This window comes from Actinophytocola sp. (assembly GCF_035712165.1).
GTDB lineage: Bacteria > Actinomycetota > Actinomycetes > Mycobacteriales > Pseudonocardiaceae > DASYTH01.
On record NZ_DASTBH010000537.1, the window covers coordinates 1 to 22444 of the forward strand.

General features: G+C 72.3%; 22 protein-coding genes. 15 read left to right on the forward strand and 7 right to left on the reverse strand.

Annotation, left to right across the window (positions count from 1 at the left end):
• The 4 genes from VFO68_RS30345 to VFO68_RS30360 form a co-directional block, all read left to right on the forward strand.
• Positions 1 to 1453, forward strand: a 1453-nt coding sequence (locus VFO68_RS30345; RefSeq protein ID WP_325161837.1) for a pyridoxal phosphate-dependent decarboxylase family protein, incomplete at its 5' end; no start/stop codon positions are given.
• Positions 1450 to 2727, forward strand: coding sequence for a lysine N(6)-hydroxylase/L-ornithine N(5)-oxygenase family protein (locus VFO68_RS30350; protein ID WP_325161838.1), 1278 nt, complete (start codon positions 1450 to 1452; stop codon positions 2725 to 2727). The genes VFO68_RS30345 and VFO68_RS30350, both read left to right, overlap by 4 nt.
• 41 nt (positions 2728 to 2768) lie before the next feature.
• Complete coding sequence (locus VFO68_RS30355; protein ID WP_325161857.1) at positions 2769 to 4466, forward strand: IucA/IucC family protein; 1698 nt, start codon at positions 2769 to 2771, stop codon at positions 4464 to 4466.
• 52 nt (positions 4467 to 4518) lie between these two features.
• Positions 4519 to 5343: a hypothetical protein gene (locus tag VFO68_RS30360; RefSeq protein ID WP_325161839.1), complete on the forward strand. Its 825-nt coding sequence runs from the start codon at positions 4519 to 4521 to the stop codon at positions 5341 to 5343.
• Here VFO68_RS30360 and VFO68_RS30365 read toward each other — a convergent pair.
• Positions 5333 to 6598, reverse strand: coding sequence for an amidohydrolase family protein (locus VFO68_RS30365; RefSeq protein WP_325161840.1), 1266 nt, complete (start codon positions 6596 to 6598; stop codon positions 5333 to 5335). The two genes, VFO68_RS30360 and VFO68_RS30365, sit on opposite strands and share 11 nt — an antisense overlap.
• A 61-nt stretch (positions 6599 to 6659) precedes the next feature.
• On the opposite strand from VFO68_RS30365, the gene VFO68_RS30370 reads away from it, so the two are divergent.
• The 8 genes from VFO68_RS30370 to VFO68_RS30405 are packed head-to-tail and all read left to right on the forward strand — an operon-like array spanning position 6660 to position 16167.
• Positions 6660 to 7178 (forward strand): MarR family winged helix-turn-helix transcriptional regulator, encoded by a 519-nt coding sequence (locus VFO68_RS30370; protein WP_325161841.1) that lies wholly within the window; start codon positions 6660 to 6662, stop codon positions 7176 to 7178.
• A 32-nt stretch (positions 7179 to 7210) separates the two neighbouring features.
• Positions 7211 to 8011 carry a TIGR03084 family metal-binding protein gene (locus tag VFO68_RS30375; RefSeq protein ID WP_325161842.1) on the forward strand — a complete coding sequence of 267 codons (801 nt, stop codon included), beginning with the start codon at positions 7211 to 7213 and terminating at the stop codon, positions 8009 to 8011.
• Complete coding sequence (locus VFO68_RS30380) at positions 8008 to 9687, forward strand: acyclic terpene utilization AtuA family protein (RefSeq protein ID WP_325161843.1); 1680 nt, start codon at positions 8008 to 8010, stop codon at positions 9685 to 9687. Before VFO68_RS30375 ends, VFO68_RS30380 begins: the two co-directional genes overlap by 4 nt.
• Entirely contained in the window at positions 9684 to 10829 is a 1146-nt protein-coding gene (locus VFO68_RS30385) for an acyl-CoA dehydrogenase family protein (RefSeq protein ID WP_325161844.1), read from the forward strand. The genes VFO68_RS30380 and VFO68_RS30385 overlap by 4 nt, the downstream gene beginning before the upstream one ends.
• Positions 10826 to 12418 carry an acyl-CoA carboxylase subunit beta gene (locus VFO68_RS30390; RefSeq protein WP_325161845.1) on the forward strand — a complete coding sequence of 531 codons (1593 nt, stop codon included), beginning with the start codon at positions 10826 to 10828 and terminating at the stop codon, positions 12416 to 12418. Before VFO68_RS30385 ends, VFO68_RS30390 begins: the two co-directional genes overlap by 4 nt.
• Before the next feature lie 5 nt (positions 12419 to 12423).
• Positions 12424 to 14388, forward strand: coding sequence for an acetyl/propionyl/methylcrotonyl-CoA carboxylase subunit alpha (locus VFO68_RS30395; protein ID WP_325161846.1), 1965 nt, complete (start codon positions 12424 to 12426; stop codon positions 14386 to 14388).
• On the forward strand, positions 14385 to 15542 hold the full coding sequence (locus VFO68_RS30400; protein WP_325161847.1) for an acyl-CoA dehydrogenase: 1158 nt from the start codon (positions 14385 to 14387) through the stop codon (positions 15540 to 15542). The genes VFO68_RS30395 and VFO68_RS30400 overlap by 4 nt, the downstream gene beginning before the upstream one ends.
• Position 15543: 1 nt before the next feature.
• Entirely contained in the window at positions 15544 to 16167 is a 624-nt protein-coding gene (locus VFO68_RS30405) for a TetR/AcrR family transcriptional regulator (protein ID WP_325161848.1), read from the forward strand.
• Here the strand turns inward: VFO68_RS30405 and VFO68_RS30410 are convergent.
• The 6 genes from VFO68_RS30410 to VFO68_RS30435 form a co-directional block, all read right to left on the reverse strand.
• On the reverse strand, positions 16151 to 16783 hold the full coding sequence (locus VFO68_RS30410; RefSeq protein WP_325161849.1) for a response regulator transcription factor: 633 nt from the start codon (positions 16781 to 16783) through the stop codon (positions 16151 to 16153). The genes VFO68_RS30405 and VFO68_RS30410 overlap by 17 nt on opposite strands.
• Before the next feature lies 1 nt (position 16784).
• A complete protein-coding gene (locus VFO68_RS30415; RefSeq protein WP_325161850.1) occupies positions 16785 to 17996 on the reverse strand; it encodes a sensor histidine kinase in 1212 nt (403 codons plus the stop codon).
• Positions 17993 to 18742 (reverse strand): ABC transporter permease, encoded by a 750-nt coding sequence (locus tag VFO68_RS30420; RefSeq protein ID WP_325161851.1) that lies wholly within the window; start codon positions 18740 to 18742, stop codon positions 17993 to 17995. The genes VFO68_RS30415 and VFO68_RS30420 overlap by 4 nt, the downstream gene beginning before the upstream one ends.
• On the reverse strand, positions 18739 to 19656 hold the full coding sequence (locus VFO68_RS30425) for an ABC transporter ATP-binding protein (RefSeq protein WP_325161852.1): 918 nt from the start codon (positions 19654 to 19656) through the stop codon (positions 18739 to 18741). The genes VFO68_RS30420 and VFO68_RS30425 overlap by 4 nt, the downstream gene beginning before the upstream one ends.
• An 81-nt stretch (positions 19657 to 19737) precedes the next feature.
• Positions 19738 to 20256, reverse strand: a complete 519-nt coding sequence (locus tag VFO68_RS30430) for a hypothetical protein (protein WP_325161853.1) — start codon at positions 20254 to 20256, stop codon at positions 19738 to 19740.
• Between the two features lie 105 nt (positions 20257 to 20361).
• Positions 20362 to 20874: a DUF402 domain-containing protein gene (locus VFO68_RS30435; RefSeq protein WP_325161854.1), complete on the reverse strand. Its 513-nt coding sequence runs from the start codon at positions 20872 to 20874 to the stop codon at positions 20362 to 20364.
• 87 nt (positions 20875 to 20961) lie between these two features.
• Between VFO68_RS30435 and VFO68_RS30440 the strand changes: the two genes are divergently transcribed.
• From VFO68_RS30440 to VFO68_RS30450, 3 genes are all read left to right on the forward strand, one after another.
• On the forward strand, positions 20962 to 21375 hold the full coding sequence (locus VFO68_RS30440) for a hypothetical protein (protein WP_325161855.1): 414 nt from the start codon (positions 20962 to 20964) through the stop codon (positions 21373 to 21375).
• On the forward strand, positions 21372 to 21503 hold the full coding sequence (locus VFO68_RS30445; protein ID WP_325161856.1) for a hypothetical protein: 132 nt from the start codon (positions 21372 to 21374) through the stop codon (positions 21501 to 21503). The genes VFO68_RS30440 and VFO68_RS30445 overlap by 4 nt, the downstream gene beginning before the upstream one ends.
• A gap of 59 nt (positions 21504 to 21562) precedes the next feature.
• Positions 21563 to 22444: DEAD/DEAH box helicase family protein (locus VFO68_RS30450; protein WP_325161858.1), on the forward strand; the 882-nt coding region annotated here is incomplete at its 3' end.

Sequence of the window (22444 nt, forward strand, 5' to 3'; positions counted from 1 at the left end):
CGAGCTCGTCGAGGTCGCGGCCGAGGCGCTGGCCGACGGGGCGGTCGACCGGGCCGGTCCGGCACCGGCCGGCGGGCCGGCCGCGGTGGCCGCCATGCTGGCCGCACACGGCATCGACCTGTTGCCGGACAACGGAATCGGCGCGCCGGCCGCGCTGCGCGAGCTGACCCGGCTGCTGGCCGCCGGCTCGGTGGACCCGAGCCACCCGTGGTGCGCGGCGCACCTGCACGGCCCACCGCTGGCCGTGGCCGCCGCCGCCGACCTGGTGGCCAGCGTGCTCAACCCGTCGATGGACTCCTGGGACCAGGGTCCGATGGCCAGCGAACTGGAGCGGGAGCTGACCGGCGAGTTCGCCCGGCTGTGCTTTCCGTCCGCCCCCGCCCCGGACGCGGTGGTGACCAGCGGCGGCACCGAGTCCAACCTGCTCGGCCTGCTGCTGGCCCGGCAGACGGCGGCGGACCAGGGTTACTCGGCGGTACGTCCGGTGTGCGGGGCCAACAGCCACCACAGCGTGGCGCGCGCGGCCTGGCTGCTCGGCCTGCCGAGCCCGGTCGTGGTGCCCTGCCACGGTGGCCGGATGCGGCCGGACGCGCTGGCCGAGGCACTCGCCGGGGTGTCCGAGACGCCCGCGATCGTGGTGGCCACCGCCGGCACCACCGACGCCGGGCTGATCGACCCGCTGCCGGAGATCGCCGAGGTGACTCGCGCCGCCAACGCCTTCCTGCACGTGGACGCGGCCTACGGCGGCGCCGCGCTGTGCAGCGACACGCTGCGCCCGTTGCTGGACGGGGTGGAGCTTGCCGACACCATCTCGATGGATCTGCACAAGTTCGGCTGGCAGCCGATCGCCGCCGGACTGCTCGCCGTGCGCGACACGAAGTCGTTGACCGCGCTGGACGTTCGGGCCGAGTACCTCAACCCGGGCGACGACACCGAGGCCGGAGTGCCGGATCTGCTCGGCCGGTCGCTGCGCACCTCGCGCCGGGTGGACGCCTTCAAGATCGCTGTCACGCTGCGGGCGCTGGGCCGGTCCGGGATCGGGGCGCTGATCGAACACTGCTGCCGCACCGCGGCCGAGGTCGCCACCGCCGTGGACGACCACCCGGCGCTGCGGCTCTGGGGCCGGCCGCGGCTGTCGACGGTGCTGTTCCGGCCACTGCTGGCCGACGAACTGGCCGGCGAACTGGGACCCGAGGCGGGCGACACCCTGGTGGCCCGGGTGCGCAGGCGACTGCTCGAGGACGGTGTCGCGGTACTGGGCCGGGCCGCTCTCGGTCCGTCCACTTCGGACGGAGACGACGGCACCAGCCGGTTGTGGTTCAAGCTCACCCTGCTGCATCCCAACGCCGACGCCCGCGACTACTTGCCGCTGCTGGACATCGTCGCGGCCCGGGCACACGAGGAACTGGACGCCGTCGTCGCCGACCTGGATCGGCCGCTGGCGATCCGGTGACCGTGCTCGACCTCGCCGGTGTCGGCATCGGCCCGTTCAACCTGTCCCTGGCGGCGCTCGCCGCTCCGCTCGACGGCCTGCGGGCGGCGTTCTTCGAACGGACGCCGGAGTTCCGCTGGCATCCCGGGCTGATGATCGAGGGAACCACCGTGCAGGTGCCGTTCCTGGCCGACCTGGTGTCCCTGGTCGAGCCGGCCAGCCCGCTGTCGTTCCTGAGCTACCTCAAGGACCGCGGCCGGTTGTTCCCGTTCTACTTCGCCGAGCGGTTCCACCTGCCCAGGGCCGAGTACGACGACTACTGCCGCTGGGCCAGCGGACGGCTGCCGGACTGCCGGTTCGGCCACGAGGTGACCGCGGTCGAATGGTCCACAGCGGACAACGCGTTCGCGCTCGAGGTGCGCCCGGCGGGCCGGGTGCTGGCCCGCAACGTGGTGTTGGGGGTGGGGACCGCGCCGGCTGTCCCGGCCGCGCTGCGGTCGCTGCCCGGCGTGGTGCACTCGAGTGACTACCTGCCGGCCCGCCCGGACCTGCTGGCCGCGGCGGACGTCACCGTGCTCGGGTCCGGGCAGTCCGGCGCCGAGGTGTTCCTGGATCTGTTGCGGCGGCGGGCGACCAGCGGCCTGCGGTGGCTGGCCCGGACGCCCGCGTTCGCCCCGATGGAGTACTCCAAGCTCGGCCTCGAGCAGTTCACGCCGGACTACGTCCGGTTCTTCCACGGTCTGGACCAGGCCGTGCGGGACCGGATCGAACCGGCACAGTGGCAGCTCTACAAGGGAATCAGTGCCGAGACGATCGCCGAGATCCAGGACGAGCTCTACCAGCGGACCGTGGGCGGCGGCTGGCCCGGCGTGACCCTCACGCCCGGCGTGGCGGTGACCGGGGCACGGGAACGGGACGGCCGCATCGAGCTGACCCTGCGACACGTGCACCAGGGCACGACCGCGACCGTGCTGACCGACGCGGTTGTGTGCGCCACCGGCTACGTCGAGCGTGATCTGCGTGCTTTGCTTGCCCCGCTGGAACATCTGCTGTGCCGGGACTCGGCGGGCCGGTTGGCGATCGGCACCGACTACCGGGTGCGGCTCGGCCCGGAGGTGACCGGATCGCTGTTCGTGCAGAACGCCGAGCGGCACACGCACGGTGTGGGCGCCCCGGATCTGGGCTTGGCCGCGTGGCGGTCGGCGACGATCCTGAACGAGGTGTGCGGCCAACCGGTGTACCCGCTGCCGGCGCGCACCGCGTTCACCACGTTCGGGTTGGGAGGGCAGACGTGACGCAGCCATGGCGTGCGGCCGGTTCGCTGGTGACGCACAAGATGCTGGGTGAGCTGAGCTACGAGGGCCTGCTCGGTCCGGCGCCGGACGGCGACGGGGGCTGGCGGCTGGACCTGGCCGGTGGGGTGCGCTACCGGTTCCGGGCCCGCCGGGGCGCGTTCGAGTGCTGGGTGGTCGAGCCGGGCAGCGCCACCCGCAACGGCACGGCGGTGGAGGACCCGCGCACGCTGGTGGTGGACGCCCGGGTGGAGCTCGGCCTGACCGGGCTGCGGCTGGCCGACGTGCTCAGCGAGCTGACCGCGACCGTGGCCAACGAGGCGGCCCGGTTGAGCCGGGCGCCCACCGCGGCCGAACTGTCCACGATGGACTACGACCGGGCGGACGGGCACCTGACCGGGCATCCCCGGCTGGTGCTCAACAAGGGCCGGATGGGCTTCTCGGCGGCCGACCGGGCCCGCTACGCGCCGGAGGCCGGCGTGACGTTCGCCCTGCCCTGGTTGGCCGTGCATCGCGACCTGGCGTCGTTCCGGTGCGTGGCCACGCTCGACGAGGAGCGGCTGCTGACCGGCGAGCTGGGACCGGAGCTGCTGGCCGCCTTCCGGGCCCGGCTGGACCGCCCGGCCGACTACCTGCTGATGCCGGTGCATCCCTGGCAGGCCGACGAGATCGTGGGCACGCTCTACGCCGCCGAGCTGGCGACCGGCGCCGTGGTGCGGGTCGGCGAGAGCGCCGACCACTACCGTCCACATCAGACGGTTCGGACCCTGGCCAACGCCGCCCATCCCACCCGGCTGGACGTGAAGACCGCGGTGTCGGTGCGGAACACGCTGGTGTACCGGGGGCTCGACTCGGCGGCGACGCTGGCCGCGCCGGCGGTGACCACCTGGCTGCGGTCGGTCGACGCCGCCGACCCGCTGCTCCGCTCCTACCGGTTCGACCTGCTCGGCGAGGTGGCCAGCGTGTCGGTGCGGCACCCGCTGTTCGGCCACATCGAGGAGCTGCCGTACCGGTTCCACGAGACGCTCGGCGCGCTGTGGCGCGAACCGGTCAGGACCCGGCTCGCGCCGGGGGAGCGGGCGCTGTCCTTCGCCGCGCTGCCCTACCGCGACCCGGCCGGCGCGGCGGTGGTCACCGGGCTGATCCGGGAGTCCGGAGCCGAACCGCGGGACTGGCTGCACCGGCTGCTGGACCTGACCCTGACCCCGCTGCTGCACTGGCTGCTGACCTACGGGGTCGGGTTCTGCCCGCACGGCCAGAACCTGATCCTGATCACCGACGAGCGGGGCCGGCCGCTCCGGGTGGCGATCAAGGACTTCGCCCAGGGCGTCGACCTGCTCGACGAGGAGCTGCCGGCGTACGCGGGGCTGGCGCGGGAGGCTCGGGCACACATGCTGCGCTGGCCGCCGCAGCTGCTGGCGCAGTCGCTGTTCTCCTCCGTGTTCGCCGGCCAGCTGCGCTTCCTGGCCGAGGTCCTGCTCGACGACCTGGACTTCGCCCGGGCCCGGCTGTGGGAGCTGGTGCGGGAGATCGTGCGCGGCTACCGAGCCGACCATCCGGAGGTGGCCACCCGGTTCGACGCCTGCCAGCTCTTCGCCGCCGACGTCGAGCGGGTCTGCCTGAACCGGGAGCACCTGGCCGGCAAGGGTTTCGACAAGGTGGAGCGGGACGACGAGTTCGACGTCCGGTTCGGCCGGGCCCGTAACCCGCTGGCCGGTCCCGACCCCGGCGGCGCCTGGTAGGCAACGCTTCGGCCGGTCGTTCCGTCCAGGGGGTATGCGCGGAGTTGCCGGGGTGGTTCTGGTCCTGCTGGCGGTGGCGGCCTGTGGCCGGCCACCGCGGGCCGAGCCGCCGGTGACCACGCAGGTGACCAGCCCGGCGGCGCCGTCCGCCGGTCCGGGCGACTGGGCGACGTTCCCGGTGGACCGCCGGCCCCGCCCGATCGTGCTGACCCTGCCACTACCGGACGTTGCCGGGTTCACCACCGATGCGGCCAAGGAAGCCGCGCTGGCCGGGAACTACGCGCCACCGGCCACGTTGCCGGCCACACCCCCGACGGTCACCGCCCAGCTCCCGGACGGCCCGGCGGAGTTCCGCACCCTGCCGGTCGAGGCGGCGTTGGCCAAGCTGCTCGCTACCGGCCCGACGCCGCCCCAGCCCACCACCCCGCTGCCGATTCTGCAGGTGGAGCTGGGCACCGCCGAGTTCTTCACCGACCGGGGTCGGATCGCCCTACCCGCCTGGCTGTTCCACCCGGCCGGCGCGCTCGGCCCGATCGCCTGGCCGGCACTGCCCGACGACGCGTTCTGGGTCCACGATCCGACCCCGGGGATGGTCCCGGGCGAGGCCCGGCTGCAGCTGGACGGCACCCTGACCGTGCCGCTGCCCGCGCCGGGTCCGCCGTGTCCGGGCCAGCCGGAGGTCCGGTCCGAACTCGTGGTGACCGAGACGCTCACCACGGTCTCGGTCACCACGCGGACCGACCCGCCGGCGCCGGCCGGCGACTGCGTCCGGGACGCGATGATGCGCTACGAGACGCACGTGGTCCGGCTGGCCGCGCCGCTGGGCAACCGGGTGCTGCTCGACGCGGACGCGACGCCGGTGCCGGTCATCCGGTGACCAGGTGTCCGGCGGCCCGCCGCACACCGTCGAGCACGCCGGGCAGGTTCGGGTGCACCAGCCGGCCGTCACGTTTGACGATGTTTCCGCCGACCAGCACGGTGTCCACGTTGCCCGGGTGGGCGGCGGTGACCACGGCGGCGACCGGGTCGTGCGCGCCGGCCATGTTGATCGTGTCGGTGCGCAGCAGCACCAGGTCGGCCGCCTTGCCGGGACGCAGGGAGCCGGTCCGGTCGCCGAGGCCGAGCGCCCGCGCGCCGTCCAGGGTGGCCATCCGCAGCACCTCGGCGGCGCTGACCCGGGGCCGGCCGTTCGGGGCGCTGGTCAGCTGGGTCGCCCGCATCACCGAGAACATGTCGCCGGCCACCGTGGTGACCACGTCCACGCCGATGCCGGTGGTGATCCCGGCCGCGCGCAGCCGGTCGACGACCGGCGGCCCGACGCTCATCAGCTCCTCGGTGGTCGGGGTGATCGACACCGCGGCCCCGGAGTCGGCGATCAGCGCCAACTCCTCGTCGGGCAGCGAGTTACCGTGCACGTACAGCGTGTTGGGGCGGAGCAGGCCACGCCGGTGCAGCTCGGCGATCGGCCGGACGGCGACCGGTCCGCTGGCCACGTGCACCGCGATGGGCAGGTCCAGCTCGTCGGCCAGCCGCCAGTCCTGCTCGGCCAGCTCGATCGGCGAGAACGACGGCCCGACCGGGGCGAGCGCCATGGTGAGCACGCCGTCCGCGCCGGCGAAGTGCCGGGCGCGGACCCGGCGCACGTCCTCCGGGCTGCGCCGGTCCAGCTCGAAGACCGGGTAGCCGTGGCCGTAGACGGCCCGGATGCCGGACTCGGCCAGCGCGTCCAGCGTGGCCTCGGTGTGCTCCGGCGTGTACTGGATGTGGCTGAAGTCCTGCACGGTGGTGACGCCGGCGTCCAGGCACTCCAGCGCGCCGGCCAGGGTGGCGATCCGCAGGTCCTCGGGGCGGTAGCGCGGTCCGATCCGGCCGATCACCAGCTCGAGGTAGGCGCGCAGGTCGGACCCGACGGTCAGGCCGCGCAGCGGGGTCTGCCACAGGTGCCGGTGGGTGTCGACGAAGCCGGGCAGCACGATCCGGTCGGTGGCGTCGATGACCTGTGCGCCGTCGGAACCCAGGCCCGGACCGACCGCGGCGATCCGGCCGTCCTCGATCAGGACGTCGGCGCCGCGGTGCACGACCGGTTCCGGCTCGGTGTCGATGACGTCGCCGCCGCGGAGCAGCATGCGCATGAGATCCTCCTTGAAGAAAGCTTTTCTGAAAGCTATCAAGTGTGTCAACTACGATGCGACGATGCCCGCGCCACCTGACCCGGTCGAGGCCCTGATCAGCGCCTGGGAGACCGAACTGCCCGACGTGCTCGGCCCGAGCTCCGAGCTCAGCAAGCGGCTCATGGTGCTGTCCGGCGAGCTCGGGGCCGCCACCAGACGCGAGCTGACGGCGTTCGGCCTGACCGCCGCCGAGTTCGACGTGCTCGCCACCCTGCGCCGGTCCGGCGCGCCGCACCGGATGAAACCCAACGAGCTGAGCCGGTCGCTGCTGCTGTCCTCCGGCGGCACCAGCAACGTGATCAACCATCTGGTGGCCGGCGGCCTGGTGGAGCGTGAGCCGGACCCGGACGACGGGCGCAGCACGCTGATCCGGCTGACCGCCGCCGGGATCACCCGGGCCGAGGAGGCGGTCCGGGCCGTCGCGGCCGCCCACGAGGACCTGTTCGCCGGCGTCCCGGCCGAGGTGCTGCGCACGGCCACCGAGGCACTGCGTGAGCTGCACGCGGCCCGGACGAAGAAAAAAACAAGCATGCATGCTTGAAATGGGTGCCCTCGCCGTGCCACGGTGTCCCCATGGTGGATCTGACCGCGCTGCTCGGCGACCTGCGGGCCGAGGGCGACGAGCTGGACGTGCTGGTACGCGACCTGCCGGCGGCCGACTGGGCCCGGCCGACCCCCGCCGCCGGGTGGACGATCGCGCACCAGGTGGCACACCTGGCCTGGACCGACGACCGGGCGCTGCTCGCGGTGACCGACGCCGAGGCGTTCCAGCGGGAGACGCTGCAGGCGCTGGCCGAGCACCCGGAGACCGGCCGCTGGGTGGACGAGGCCGCCGGCGAGGGCGCCCGCACCCCGCCGGCCGAGTTGCTGGAGCGCTGGCGGACCGGCCGGGACCGGCTCGAGGCGGCGCTCGCCGCGGTGCCGCCGGGCACCCGGGTGCCCTGGTACGGGCCGCCGATGACCGCCCCCTCGATGGTCACCGCCCGGCTGATGGAGACCTGGGCGCACACCACCGACGTGGCCGACGCGCTCCGGGTGCGCCGCGAGCCCACCGCGCGGCTGCGGCACGTGGCCCATCTCGGCGTGCGCACCCGGGACTTCGCCTACGGGGTGCGGAACCTGACCCCGCCGGCCGAACCGTTCCGGGTCGAGCTCACCGCGCCGGACGGCGAGGTGTGGACCTGGGGGCCGCCGGACGCCGGACAGCGGGTGAGCGGCCCGGCCCTGGACTTCTGCCTGCTGGTCGCCCAGCGGGTCCATCGCGACGACACCGCCCTTGCGGCCGTCGGGGCGGATGCCGACGCCTGGCTCGACATCGCGCAGGCCTTCGCCGGCTCGCCGGGTGACGGGCGCAAGCCCGGAGAACGGGTATGACACCGCTGCGCATAGGAAATGCCTCCGGCTTCTACGGCGACCGGCTCTCGGCGGTGCACGAGATGCTCACCGGTGGCCCGCTGGACGTGCTCACCGGTGACTACCTGGCCGAGCTGACCATGCTGATCCTCGGCCGGGACCGGATGAAGGACCCGAGCCGGGGCTACGCCCGGACCTTCCTGCGGCAGATGGAGGAGAACCTGGGCCTGGCGCTGGACCGCGGCGTGAAGATCGTGGCCAACGCCGGCGGGCTCAACCCGGCGGGCCTGGCCGGCGCGCTGCGCGAGTTGGCCGACCGGCTCGGGCTGCGCGCCGCGATCGCGCACGTCGAGGGGGACGACCTGATCGCCAGGGCGGACGAGCTCGGGTTCACCGGCGCGCTGACCGCCAACGCCTACCTCGGCGCCTGGGGCATCGCGGAGTGCCTGACCGCCGGCGCCGACATCGTGGTCACCGGCCGGGTCACCGACGCGGCGCTGGTGGTCGGCCCGGCCGCGGCGCACTTCGGCTGGGCCCGGGACGATCACGACGCGCTGGCCGGCGCCGTGGTGGCCGGGCACGTGATCGAGTGCGGCGCGCAGGCCACCGGCGGGAACTTCGCCTTCTTCGGCGAGCTGGCCGACCTGCGGCACCCCGGCTTCCCGATCGCCGAGATCCATCCGGACGGCTCTTCGGTGATCACCAAGCACCCCGGAACAGGCGGCGCGGTCACCCGGGAAACCGTGACCGCGCAACTGCTCTACGAGATCGGCGGGCCGGCCTACCTCGGCCCGGACGTGACCGCCCGGTTCGAGACGATCACGCTCACCGACGACGGTCCCGACCGGGTGCGGATCAGCGGGGTGCGCGGCACGGCGCCGCCGCCGCACCTGAAGGTCTGCCTCAACACGCTGGCCGGGTTCCGCAACAGCAGCACGTTCGTCCTGTGTGGACTGGACATCGAGGACAAGGCGGCGCTGGTCCGGCGACAGCTCGAGCAGGCGGTCGGCGCCGAGGGGATCAGCTGGACGCTGGCCCGCACCGACCACCCGGACGCCGACACGGAGGAAGCCGCCAGCGCCCTGCTGCACGCGACCATCAAGACCCCGGATCCGGCGCGCGCCAAGGCGTTCTCCCGGGCCGGGGTGGAGCTGGCGCTGTCGTCCTACCCGGGGTTCACCCTGACCGCGCCGCCGGCCGACGGCACCCCGGTCGGCGTCTACCGTCCGGAGTTCGTGCCGCAGACCGCGGTCGAGCAGGTCGCCGTGCTGCCGGACGGCGAGCGCCGGGTGATCGCGGCGCCGGTCGCGTTCGCCGAGCCGGACTGGACCGTCGAATGGTCGACCGGCGAGACACCCGGTGGGCCGACCCGGCGGTGCCCGCTCGGCGCGGTCGCCGGCGCGCGGTCCGGCGACAAGGGCGGCGACGCCAACCTCGGGGTCTGGGCCCGGGAGGAGGCGGCCTACGCCTGGCTCGCGCACGAGCTGACCGTCGAACGGCTGCGCGAACTGTTGCCGGAGGCCAAGGACCTGGACATCGAGCGGCACGTGCTGCCCAACCTGCTGGCGCTGAACTTCGTCCTGCACGGACTGCTCGGCGAGGGTGTGGCCGCGTCCACCCGGTTCGACCCGCAGGCCAAGGCGCTGGGGGAGTGGCTGCGGTCGCGGCAGCTGGACATTCCGGAGGTGTTGCTGTGAGTCCCTTCGACACCCCGGAACGGCGCGCGCTGCGGGAGACCTGCCAGGCGTTCGTGACCCGGGAGGTCCTGCCGTACCTGGCCGGCTGGGAGCGGGCCGGGGAGATACCGCGCGAACTGCACAGGCGAGCCGCGGACGTCGGCCTGCTCGGCATCGGCGCGCCGGAGGAGGTCGGCGGGGGCGGCGGCGACATCGTCGACTCGACCGTGGTGACCGAGGCGTTCCTCGCCGCAGGCGCCTCGTCGGGGCTGCTGGCCGGGCTGTTCACGCACGGCATCGCGGTCCCGCACATGATCTCCGCCGGGAACCCGGACCTGATCGACCGGTTCGTGCGGCCGACCCTGGCCGGCGAGCTGATCGGCTCGCTCGGCGTGACCGAACCGGACGGCGGCTCGGACGTGGCCTCGTTGCGCACCAGGGCGGTCCGGGACGGCGACCACTTCATCGTCAACGGCGCCAAGACGTTCATCACCTCCGGAGTGCGGGCCGACTACGTCACCACCGCGGTGCGCACCGGCGGCCAGGGCCACGGCGGGATCAGCCTGCTGGTGATCGAGCGCGGCACCCCCGGGTTCACGGTCAGCCGCAAGCTGGACAAGATGGGCTGGCTGTGCTCCGACACCGCCGAACTGTCCTTCGTGGACGCCCGGGTTCCGGCCGGCAACCTCGTCGGCGCGGAGAACGAGGGTTTCGTCCAGATCATGCGGCAGTTCGTGACGGAACGACTCGGTCTGGCCACGCACGCCTACGCGGTCGCCCAGCGGGCGCTGGACCTGACCGTCGAGCATGCCCGGAACCGGGCAACCTTCGGCCGGCCGCTGATCACCCGGCAGGTGGTGCGGCACCGGCTGGTGGAGATGCGCACCCGGGTGGAACTGGCCCGGACCTATGCCCGCGAGGTGATCCTGCGGCAGGCGGCGGGTGAACAACCGGTGGCCGAGGCGTGCCTGGCCAAGAACTCGGCCGTCGCCGCCTGCGACTGGGTGGTGGACCAGGCCGTGCAACTGTTCGGTGGGATGGGTTACATGCGTGAGTCCGAAGTGGAGCGTCACTACCGGGACGCCCGCATCCTCGGCATCGGCGGCGGCGCCACCGAGGTGCTGACCGACCTCGCCGCCCGGCTGTTGGGATACGACAAATGATGAGGTCCACTGTGGATGTCCGGTCGGCCGAGCATCAGGCCAACCGGGAGGCGATGCTGGCCAAGCTCGCCGAGATCGAGGCCGAGCACGCCAAGGCGATCGCCGGCGGCGGGGAGAAGTACGTCGAGCGGCACCGCAAGCGCGGCAAGCTGCTCGCCCGGGAACGGGTCGAGTTGCTGCTGGACGAGGACTCGCCGTTCCTCGAACTGTCCCCGCTGGCCGCCTGGGGTAGCAACTACACGGTCGGTGCCAGCGTGGTCACCGGCATCGGCGTGGTCTCCGGCGTGGAATGCATGGTCAGCGCCAGCGACCCGACCGTGAAGGGCGGCGCCAGCAACCCGTGGTCGGCCAAGAAGGGTTACCGGGCCGCCGACATCGCGGCGCAGAACCGGCTGCCGGCGATCCATCTGGTCGAGTCCGGCGGCGCCGATCTGCCCACCCAGAAGGAGATCTTCATTCCGGGCGGCCGGATCTTCCGCGACCTGACCCGGTCCTCGGCGGCGAAGGTGCCGACCGTCGCGCTGGTGTTCGGCAACTCCACGGCCGGCGGCGCGTACCTGCCGGGCATGTCCGACTACGTGGTGATGGTCAAGCAGCGGGCCAAGGTGTTCCTGGGTGGTCCGCCGCTGGTGAAGATGGCCACCGGCGAGGAGTCCGACGACGAGTCGCTCGGCGGGGCCGAGATGCACGCCCGGATCTCCGGCCTGGCCGACTATCTGGCCGTCGACGAACTGGACGCCATCCGGCTCGGCCGGCAGATCGTCGGCCGGCTCAACTGGCGCAAGCACGGCCCGGCCCCCGCGACCGGGTACGCCGAGCCCGCCTACGACGCCGAGGACCTGCTCGGCATCGTGCCGTCCGACCTGAAGAGCCCGTTCGACCCCCGGGACGTGATCGCCCGGGTGGTGGACGGCTCGGCCTTCGACGAGTTCAAACCGCTCTACGGCACCAGCCTGGTCACCGGGTGGGCCCGGGTGCACGGCTACCCGGTCGGCATCCTGGCCAACGCGCAGGGCGTGCTGTTCAGCGCGGAGTCGCAGAAGGCGGCCCAGTTCATCCAGCTGGCCAACCAGATCGACACCCCGCTGCTGTTCCTGCACAACACCACCGGCTACATGGTGGGCAAGGACTACGAGCAGGGCGGGATCATCAAGCACGGGGCGATGATGATCAACGCGGTGGCCAACTCGCGGGTGCCGCACATCTCGATCCTGATGGGCGCCTCCTACGGCGCCGGCAACTACGGGATGTGCGGGCGGGCCTACGATCCCCGGTTCCTGTTCGTCTGGCCCAGCGCCAAGTCCGCGGTGATGGGCCCGCAGCAGCTTGCCGGCGTGCTGTCCATCGTGGCCCGGCAGGCGGCTGCCAGCCGGGGCCAGGAGTACAGCGAGGAGCACGACGCCGCGATGCGGGCCATGGTCGAGGGCCAGATCGAGGCGGAGTCGCTGCCCATGTTCCTGTCCGGGATGCTCTACGACGACGGCATCATCGACCCGCGCGACACCCGGACCGTGCTCGGCATGTCCCTTTCGGTGATCCACAACAACCCGGTCGAAGGCACCGATCGCTTCGGTGTCTTCAGGATGTGAGCGCCGTGATTACCAACGTTCTGGTGGCCAACCGCGGGGAGATCGCCCGGCGGGTGTTCCGCACCTGCGCCGAACTCGGCATCGGCACGGTCGCGGTGTACTCCGACGCGGACGCCGGCGCGCCGCACGTGGCCGAGTCCGACGCGGCGGTGCGGCTGCCGGGCAACGCGCCGGGCGAGACCTACCTGCGGGCCGACGCGCTGGTCGCCGCCGCGGTGGCCTGCGGCGCCGACGCGGTCCACCCCGGGTACGGGTTCCTGTCCGAGAACGCCGGTTTCGCCCAGGCGGTCATCGACGCCGGCCTGACCTGGGTCGGGCCGCCGGTGGCGGCGATCGCCTCGATGGGCTCCAAGATCGAGTCGAAGCGGTTGATGGCCGAGGCTGGGGTTCCGGTGCTGTCCGAACTGGACCCGGACGCGGTCACCGAGGCGGACCTTCCCTTGCTGGTCAAGGCATCCGCCGGCGGTGGCGGCCGGGGCATGCGGGTGGTGCGCACGCTGGCCGAGCTGCCCGGCGCGCTGGCGGCGGCCCGCTCCGAGGCCGGTTCGGCATTCGGCGACGCGACCGTGTTCTGCGAGCCCTACCTGGAAACCGGGCGGCACATCGAGGTGCAGATCCTCGCCGACGCGCACGGCACGGTGTGGGCGGTGGGGGAGCGGGAGTGTTCGATCCAGCGACGGCACCAGAAGGTCGTCGAGGAGACGCCGTCGGTGTTGGTGGAGCGGATATCGGGCATGCGCGAGCGGTTGTTCGACGCGGCCCGCGCGGCGGCCCGGGCGATCGGCTACGTCGGGGCCGGCACCGTGGAGTTCCTGGCCGGCGAGGACGGCCGGTTCTTCTTCCTGGAGATGAACACCCGGCTGCAGGTGGAGCATCCGGTGACCGAGTGCGTGACCGGGCTGGACCTGGTGGCGCTGCAGCTTTCGGTCGCCGACGGCACGCCGCTGCCGGCAGCGCCGCCGCCCGCGACCGGCCACGCCATCGAGGTCCGGCTCTACGCCGAGGATCCGGCGGCGGACTGGCGGCCGCAGAGCGGAGTGCTGCACCGGTTCGAGGTGCCCGGGATTGCCGCCGAACTGGCCAACCCGGTCGGGCCGGGAGTGCGGCTCGACTCCGGGGTGCGGTCCGGTTCCGTGGTGGGCGTGCACTACGACCCGATGCTGGCCAAGGTGATCGCCTGGGCGCCGACCCGGGACGCGGCGGCCCGCGCCCTGGCCGGCACGCTGGCCAGGGCCCGGATCCACGGACTGGTCACCAACCGGGCGCTGCTGGTGCGGGTGCTGCGCCATCCGGCGTTCCTGGCCGGCGACACCGACACCGCGTTCTTCGACCGGCACGGCCTGGCCACGCTGGCCGAACCGTTGGCGGACAAGGACTCCGTCGCGGTCTCCCTGGTCGCCGCGGCGATCGCCGACGCGGCCGCCAACCGGGCCGCGGCCACCGTGCTCGGCCGGATCCCGTCCGGCTGGCGCAATGTCTCCTCCGCGCCGCAGGTGAAGCGGTACCGGTGCGGCCCGGACGAGCACGAGGTGCGCTACCAGCACACCCGGTCCGGTGTCGTGGTGGCCGGGCACGAGGACCTGCGTCTGGTCGACGCGACTCCCGAGCGGGTGGTACTGCTCGTCGGCGGCGTGCGCCGAACCTTCGACGTGGCCCGGTATCCCGGTCTGGTGTGCGTGGACTCGCCGCTCGGCCCGGTCACGCTGGAACCCCTGGCCCGGTTCGGTGACCCGGCCGCGCAGGTGGCGGCCGGGTCGCTGCTGGCCCCGATGCCGGGAACGGTGGTGCGGGTCGCGGTGTCGGTGGGAGACGAGGTCTCCGAGGGCCAGCCGCTGCTGTGGCTGGAGGCGATGAAGATGGAGCACCGGATCAACGCGCCGGCCGACGGCGTGGTCGACGAGCTTGCGGTGACGGTGGGACAGCAGGTCGAGATGGGTCGGGTACTGGCGGTAGTGAAGGAGTCGTCATGAGTTTCGTGGAGTCCGAGGAGCGGCAGGCGCTGCGCGCGGCCGTCGCCGAGGTGGCCGGGCGGTACGGCGCCGAGTACATGTCGCGTAAGGCCCGCTCCGGCGGCAAGACCACGGAGCTGTGGGAGGAGTTCGGCAAGCTCGGCTACCTCGGGGTGAACGTGCCGGAGGAGTACGGCGGCGGGGGTGGCGGCATCGGTGACCTGGCGGCGGTCATGGAGGAGTTGGCGGCCACCGGCTGCGGGCTGTTGCTCATGGTGGTCTCGCCGGCGATCTGCGCGACGATCATCGCCCGGTTCGGCACCGACGACCAGAAGAACCACTGGCTGCCCCGGTTCGCCGACGGTTCGGTCCGGATGGCGTTCGCGATCACCGAGCCGGACGCCGGCTCCAACGCCCACAAGCTGACCACCACCGGCCGGCGGGACGGCGAGGAGTGGGTTCTCAACGGGCGCAAGGTGTTCATCTCCGGCGTCGACGAGGCGGACGCGGTGCTCGTGGTCGGCCGCACCGAGGACGCGAGGACCGGCAAGCTCAAGCCGGCGCTGTGGATCGTGCCGACCAACACCGCCGGGTTCGAGTTCACCCCGATCGAGATGGACATCATCTCGCCGGACAAGCAGTTCATGCTGTTCCTCGACGATGTCCGGCTGCCGGCCGACGCCCTGGTCGGCTCCGAGGACGCCGCGCTGCTGCAGCTGTTCGCCGGGCTGAACCCGGAGCGGATCATGGCCGCCGCGTTCGCCATCGGCATGGGCCGCTACGCGCTGGACAAGGCTGTCGCCTACGCGAACACCCGGCAGGTGTGGAAATCGCCGATCGGCGCCCACCAGGCCGTGCAGCATCCCCTTGCGGTGGCCAAGATCGAGCTGGAGCTGGCCAAGGTGATGATGCAGAAGGCGGCCTGGCTCTACGACTCCGGCCAGGACCTGGCGGCCGGTGAGTCGGCCAACATGGCCAAGTACGCGGCCGCCGAGGCGTGTGTGAAGGCGGTGGACGCGGCGGTGCAGACGCACGGCGGCAACGGGATGACGGCGGAGTACGGCCTGGGCGCGCTGGTCGCCTCCGCGCGCGCGAACCGGATCGCGCTGGTGAGCCGGGAGATGATCCTCAACTTCGTGGCCCAGCACTCGCTCGGCCTGCCCAAGTCGTACTGACATGAGTGCTGCCCCTGACACCGGGGCCATCCGGCAGCCGCAGCAGGATCGCAGCCGGGCGACCCGCAGGCGGCTGCTGGAGGCCGCCATCGAATGCCTGGCCGAGCACGGTTGGTCGGGCAGCACGGTTTCCGTGGTCGCCGAGCGCGCCGGGGTGTCCCGGGGCGCGGCCCAGCACCACTTCCCGACCCGGGAGGATCTGGTCACCGCGGCGGTGGAGTTCGTGTCCGAGGAGCGCACCGCCCGGTTACGCGAACACCTGGCCGAACTGCCCACCGGCCCCGGCCGGGTCCAGGCCGTGATCGACCTGATCGACCGGATGTACACCGGACCCCTGTTCCGCGCGGCCCTGCAACTGTGGCTGGCGGCCACCTCCGACGAACAGCTCCGCGCCCGGGTGTTGCCGCTGGAAGCCCATGTCGGCCGGGAAACCCACCGGGTGGCCCTGGAACTGCTCGGCGTGGACGAGTCCGTGCCCGGGGTCCGCGAGGTGGTGCAGGGGACCCTGGACATGGCGCGCGGCCTGGGACTGGCGAACCTGCTCACCGACGACAGCAAGCGCCGCAAGCGAATCCTCCAGCAGTGGGCCCGAATCCTGGACGCCACCCTCAGCGGCGCGGGCTGAGCAGACCCCGCTCGAACGCCACCGCCACCGCTGCCGCGCGGTCCTTGACGCCCAGCTTCGCGTACACGTGCAGCAGGTGCGTCTTCACGGTCGCCTCGCTGATGAACAGCGTGGCCGCGGCCTCGCGGTTGGTGGACCCGCGCGCGATCAGGCCGAGCACCTCCAACTCCCGCTGGGACAACCCGTCCGAGGCGGGCGCCCGCATCTGGCCCATCAGCCGGGTGGCCACCGCGGGGGAGAGCACCGCCTGGCCCCGGGCCGCCGCCTCGACCGCCCGGAACAACTCCTCCCGGGGCGCGTCCTTGAGCAGGTAGCCGGTCGCGCCGGCCTCGATCGCCGGCAGCACATCGCTGTCGGTGTCGTAGGTGGTCAGCACCAGCACCCGGGACGGCACCCCGCGCCGGGCCAACTCGGCGATCGCGCTCACCCCGTCCATCACCGGCATCCGCAGGTCCATCAGCACCACGTCCGGCCGGCGCGCCTCGGCCAGTGCGATGGCCTCGGCGCCGTCGGCCGCCTCGCCGATCACCTCGAACCGGTCCCCGCCGGTGAAGATGCCGCGCAGCCCGTCCCGGACCACCGGGTGATCATCGACGATCAGCAGCGTGATCGGCACGTCAGCCTCCCGCCGGGAGGCTGACCGACACCGCGGTGCCGGTGTCCGGCTCGGACTCGATCACCATGCTGCCGCGCAGCGCGTCCACCCGCTGGCGCATCGCGGTCAGGCCGAAACCGGAGCCGGAGTTGTTGCCTGGCACGAATCCCGTGCCGTCGTCCCGGACATCGAGCGTCACCAGATCCTCCATATAGGACAGTGTGAGCCCCACTCTGGACGCGCCCGCATGCTTGGCGACGTTGGCCAGCGCCTCCTGGGCGGTGCGCAGCAGCGTCACCTCCACGTCGGGGTGCATGGGCCGGGCGGGGCCGGTCGTGGTCACCTCGACCGGCACCCCGTTGATCTCCGACCAGCGCCGCACCACATCGGCGATCGCCTCCGGCAACCGGGCGTTCTCCAGCGCCTCCGGCCGCACCGCGAGCACCGAACGCCGGGCCTCGGACAGGCTTTCCCGGGCCAGCGCCATGGCGGTATCCGCATGGCGGCGCCAGTTCGGCGGATGCGTCTCGGCCGCCTCGAGCTGGGTGATGATCCCGGTCAGTCCCTGGGCCAGGGTGTCGTGGATCTCCCGGGCCATGCGCTGTCGCTCGTCGAGCATGCCGGCCTCGTGCGCCTGGGTGAGCAGCTGCGCGTGCAGCCCGGCGTTCTCCTCGAGCGCGGCGGCCAGCTCGGTCAGCGCCTGCTTGCGTTTGCGGTCTCGCTCCACGGTCCGCCAGCCGAAGTAGTTGAACGCCGCCGCCATCGTGATGTTCACGAAGGCGAGCACCAGGAACGGTCCCGGCCCGGCGAACCTGAGCCCGTCGATCCCGCCGAGCTGTGACACCGCCAGCAGCAGCGCGTTCGCACCGACGCCGACGAACCGCCAGATGCCGACCAGGCAGTCGAATGCCCGGAAGTAGCCGGCGAAGACGAAGATGCCGTACCAGGGTGCCCGGAAGATCAGAACCGCGGTCAGCACCAGCAGGCCGACGTAGTAGATGGTGGACAACCGCCGGTGGTCGAGCTGCCAGCTCGGGTTGAAGGTGTCCAGCGCGAGCACCCAGGCGGCCGTCGCGGCGGCGACGGCGAGCGTGCCGCCCTGTTCCGCCGTGGACCAGCTCGGCATCACGATCGTGATCGCGGTCGGGATGATCAGCAGCACCAGCGGGATGAACCGCATGACGACGGCCTCCCGCCGCTCCCACGGCTCCTCCTCGAGCTGCGCGTTGGTCACCTGGCCGCCTCCCAGCGGAAGAACCGGGCCGCGAGCAGGCCCGCGGCGACCGTCCACCCGAGCATCACGGCGATGTGCAACGGCTGCGGCCACGACCCGCTCGCGGTGTCCTGCAATGATTGCACGCCGGCTCCGAGCGGGGTGAGGTCGCTGATCCGGACCAGGGCCTCCGGCATCAGGGCGCGGGGCACCCACAGCCCGGCGAAGAACATCACCGGGAAGAACAGGATGGAGCCGATCGCCCCCGCGGCCTTGCCGCTCGGCGCGAGCGCCGCGATCAGGAGCCCGATGGACAGCGAGGCGACCGCGCACAGCACGAACACCAGGGCGTAACCGACGATCTGACCGGGCAGCGGAACGGCGAAGACGATCCGGCCGATGGCCAGCACCACGGTCGTGGCCAGCACCGACAGCGCCGTGCACATCAGCAGCGCCGCGGTGAGCAGCACCAGCGGGCGAACCGGGGTGGTGGCCATCCGGCGCAGGATGCCCTTCTCCCGGTAGGTCGCGAGCATCTGTGGCAACCCGTTGAGCGCGAACATGACGATGACCATCGCGATGACGATCGGCGCGTACAGGTCGATCACCCGCAGGCCGCCGTAGTCCTGGCTCGGCTGCCGGAACGCCGGCACCGAGCCGAGGATGACCAACAGGATCGGCGGAAAGACGATGGTGAAGAACACGCTGATCGGCTCGCGAAAGTACAGCCTGGTCTCGGTGAAGGTGAGTCGGGTCAGCGGGTTCATCGGTTCTCCTTGGTGGAATCGAGCGTGCGGCCGGTGAGCGCGACGAAGGCGTCGTCCAGGGTGGTCTGTTCGACCCGCAGGTCGGCGGCGATGATCTGGTTGCGGGCCAGCAGGGACGTGACCGCGTGCAGCAGGTTTCCGGTGCCGGTCACCACGATCTGCTTGCCGGACCGGCTCACCCCGCTCACCTCGGGCAGCGCGGTGAGCAGCACGTCGTCCAGCGGCCCGGACGGCCGGAACCGGATCCGCTGCTCGTTGTCCACTGTGGACACGATGCCGGCCGGGGTGTTGAGCGCGACGACCCTGCCGGAGTCGATCAGGGCCAGCCGGTCGCAGAGTCGCTCGGCCTCCTCCATGAAGTGGGTGACCAGAAGAATCGTGACGCCCCGCTCCCGGATGCCCTCGATCAGCTCCCAGACGTCGCGGCGCGCCTGGGGGTCCAGGCCGGTGGTCAGCTCGTCCAGCACGGCCACCTCGGGCGAGCCGATCAGGGACAGCGCGATCGACAGCCGCTGCTTCTGGCCGCCGGACAGCCGGCGGTACTGGACGTTCGCCTTGTCCCGCAACCCGAGCGTGTCCAGCAGGCCGCGCCAGTCGGCGGGCTCGCGGTAGAAGGAGGCGTACAGCTCCAGCGCCTCGCGCACGGTGATCTTGTCGGGTAGCTCGCTCTCCTGTAGCTGCGCCCCCATCCGGTGCCGCAGCTCGGGATCCCCGGGCTCCCGGCCCAGCACCCGGATCGTGCCGCTGTCCGGCCGGCGCAGGCCCTCGACGCACTCCACCGTCGTGGTCTTGCCGGCCCCGTTCGGTCCCAGGATGCCGAAGATCTCGCCCGGCTCCACCGTGAACGACACCCCGTCGACCGCCGGGTGCCCGTCGTAGCTCTTGACCAGCTCGTTGACTTCGATAACCGCCATGCCACAAGGCTGTCGGGGCGGCGGCCGCGGCGAATCGGACGGCCGGACAGACCTGGCATCAACCGATCGGTTGAGCCGGGATCAGAAGGGCGGCCAGACCTCGAAGATGTGTTTGTGCGCCAACCACGCGCTCACGTCGTGCCGCTGGCGGCTGAGCTCCTCGAGGGTCTTGTGCACCGTACGCAGGGCAAGGTCGGCGTCCCCCACCAACAGCACCCGACCGGCCACGGCGGCGGCGAACTCCTCCGACCGGATGATGCGCGCGCTCGACCCGCCGGGCGCGGCCAGGCCGAGCAGCAGGTCGGTGGTCCGCCAGTAGCGTCCGTCGTGGGACACCCGCACCGCGGTCAGCTCGCTCGGCGCGCCGCGGGCGTGCCGGGAGCGCGGCCGGCGGTGGGTGAGCCGCAGGTTGGCGTCCGGGATCAGCCAGGTGACCTCGGAGTCGTAGGACGGGTCCTCGGGGGTGGGGCTCTCGGTGCGCAGCCCCCAGCGTTCCTCCTGGCAGGTCCGCAGCTGCCGGGCCGTGCCCGACGAGTAGCTACGGACCGCTGTAACTGTGTCGACTATGTCAACCAGTTGCGGAGTGATCGCCGTTCCCACAGGTCCAGAGGGTAGTCGCCGGCATGCGAGCCGTTACGGAAGGCCCCACATTTGTTATGTCACGTCTCGTACGCGGTTGGATACCGATCCGGCACACGGTCTTGACTAGTGTCGCCAGGTGACCGGCAGGCCCTCCCCGGCGAGCCAGGCGTCCACGTTCCGGCCGGCCGCGGCGATCCCGTCGATGGCCTGGTAGGCGCGGTCGAACGCGCGCTCGGCCGACGCCTGGTCGATCAGTCCGGCCTGCAGCGCCGCCAGCGTCTCGTCGGTGTCCAGCAGCCTCTGGTCCCGCCCGGTGTGCACCACGATGTCCAGGTAGAGGTCGGTGGTGCGCCACACCGGCCCGGTCTCGATGTCCACCACGTCGATGTAGAAGTCCTGGTAGACCGGCGCTCCCGGATGCATGTCCCACTTGTTCACCCGCAGCCCGAGCCGGGGCAGCAGCCAGGACTGGAAGTAGGCGAGCTCCGGATGCCCCGCCACCGGCCGCGCCATGAACAGGCCGAAGTCGGCCAGCCGGTACTCGTCGACCCGCCGGACCCGGCCCTTGGGATCGGTGTTCGTCATCGCCTCGATGTCGAAGACCTCGACCTTCGGCGGATGGACAGCCACGTTCACACGCCGAGACTGGCACAGACCCGGCTGACCTCGCCCAGGTGCTGGGGATCATCCAGCCCTGCCGGCACCGGTTGCCGCCAGGGCTCCATGCGACGTGGCTGTCTCACCTGTGCGGGCTGTGCCTGGCGCACCGCCCGGGTCGGCACCGGTCCCGGCGCGAAGCTGGCCGCCACCGCCTCGCTGCTGCTCGCCTCGGCCACGGTGGCCGACCACGTCACCGACGGCGACCGCCCTCGGGCGCTGGCCGGGGCGTCGGCGGCACTGGCCGCGACCTGGGGTTCGACCCGGCCGGGCTGCTCGCGACGCTGGGCCGGCAGGGCGAGTTGGAGGCCGCGGCCGACCGAGGCGGTCTGCGCGCACATCGCGGTGCTCGCCGGGCGGCCCGGCAACGTCGAGCCGCTGCGCGAGGTGGGCCGGCTGTTCGGCCGGGTCGCGCACCTGCTCGACGCCGTCGAGGACCAGGCCCAGGACGAGACCCGGGGCGCGCGTGGAACCCGTTGACCGCCACCGGAACCGGTCGCGCCGAAGCCCGCCGGCCCTGCGCGGACGCGCTGCGCGGCATCCGGCTCGCGCTGGCCGAACCCGGGTTCACCACCGGCGCCCTGGTGCACGCGCTGCTGGTGCCCTGAGATTGTCGGTGGCCGCGCGTAGCCTCGTTGCCGTGGCGATTCCGACAGCACACTCCGCGATGCGACCCATCGGTGACATCCCCCGGGCCGACGGGCGGTTCCGGATGGCCAGCCCGTTCCAGCCCGCGGGTGACCAGCCGGCGGCGATCGACGAGCTGGAGCGGCGGCTGCGCGCGGGGGAGCGCGACGTGGTGCTGCTGGGCGCGACCGGAACCGGCAAGTCGGCCACCACGGCCTGGCTGATCGAGCGGGTGCAGCGGCCGACCCTGGTCATGGCGCCGAACAAGACGCTGGCCGCGCAGCTGGCCAACGAGCTGCGGGAGTTCTTCCCGGACAACGCGGTCGAGTACTTCGTCAGCTACTACGACTACTACCAGCCCGAGGCCTACGTCCCGCAGACCGACACCTACATCGAGAAGGACTCCTCGGTCAACGAGGACGTCGAGCGGCTGCGGCACTCGGCCACCATGAGCCTGCTGTCCCGGCGGGACGTGGTCGTGGTCGCCTCGGTGTCCTGCATCTACGGCCTGGGCAGCCCGCAGGAGTACCTGGACCGCACGATCGGGCTGGCCGTGGGCCAGACCGTCGAGCGCGACGTGCTGCTCCGCGCGCTGGTCGACACCCAGTACACCCGCAACGACCTGTCGTTCACCCGGGGCACGTTCCGGGTGCGCGGCGACACCGTCGAGATCATCCCGGCCTACGAGGAACTCGCCGTGCGGATCGAGTTCTTCGGTGACGAGGTGGAGGCGCTGTACTACCTGCACCCGCTGACCGGCGACATCATCCGCCAGGTCGACAACGTGCGGATCTCCCCGGCCACGCACTACGTCACCGGCCCGGAGCGGATGGAGCACGCCATCCGCACCATCGAGGAGGAGCTGGCCGAACGCCTTGCCACGCTGGAGAAGCAGAACAAGCTGCTCGAGGCGCAGCGGCTG